The sequence below is a fragment of the Marinilabilia sp. genome, from assembly GCF_016278715.1.
GTDB lineage: Bacteria > Bacteroidota > Bacteroidia > Bacteroidales > Marinilabiliaceae > Marinilabilia.
The window spans coordinates 13451-14354 of record NZ_JADQBH010000326.1; the positions used below are offsets into that span (position 1 = coordinate 13451).

The window sequence follows — 904 nt, forward strand, 5'->3', positions numbered from 1 at the left end:
ATCTATTTACCAAACTGCCGCCCCATCCGGGGCTGTCCATTCAGCCAGAAAAAAAATGATGTGATTTGTTTATTCCCTATGGTAAGGGGATTCTTCTTAGGAACCTTCGCAATCATCGATGTATTTGCTCCAGCCCCAGAGGGGCGACAGATTGGTAGTAAAGGAATGTAACAATATAAAAGATGAAGCCCCGGCCGGGGTGACAGAAAAATAAATTTTATACGGATGAATGACATCCCGTACCCTACTACATATTTTTCTATACGCCTTATATGGTTCATTTCGTCCGATAAAAACTTCTCTTTTTCCTTTCATATTCTTCTTTCTATGCTTAAATTGTAATCTGTAAAAAGATTAATAAGTAATCAAAACAGGCAAATGAATACTGATAATCGGCACATTGTGCATTTCGATCTTGACTCATTTTTTGTTTCGGTAGAGCGGTTGATGAACAGTCGGCTCAATGGGATGCCGGTGATAGTAGGAGGGATGAGCGACCGTGGGGTGGTGGCAGCCTGCAGCTATGAGGCCCGGAAATTCGGTGTGCACTCGGCCATGCCCATGAAGCTGGCCCGCCGTCTTTGCCCTCATGCATTTTATGTGCGGGGCGATATGGATGAGTACAGCCGTTACTCACGAATCGTCACACAAATTATTGAAGAGTCAGCACCTCTGTACGAGAAAGCCTCTATTGATGAGCACTATCTCGATCTCACCGGGATGGATCGTTTCTTCGGCTGTCTGAAGTGGAGTCATGAGTTACGCAGCAAAATTATCCGGGAGTCCGGGTTGCCCATCTCATTTGGCTTGTCGGTGAATAAAACGGTTTCAAAGATTGCGACCGGTGAGGCAAACCAAACGGTGAGAAGCAAGTGCTGTATGAGGAGGTAAAGCCTTTTTTGTG

At 45.2% G+C, this 904-nt stretch carries 1 protein-coding gene; it reads left to right on the forward strand.

What is annotated here, in order from left to right:
- The first annotated feature begins 378 nt into the window (after positions 1-378).
- Positions 379-891 carry a hypothetical protein gene (locus QZZ43_RS19545; RefSeq protein ID WP_291862887.1) on the forward strand — a complete coding sequence of 171 codons (513 nt, stop codon included), beginning with the start codon at positions 379-381 and terminating at the stop codon, positions 889-891.
- Positions 892-904: the final 13 nt, after the last annotated feature.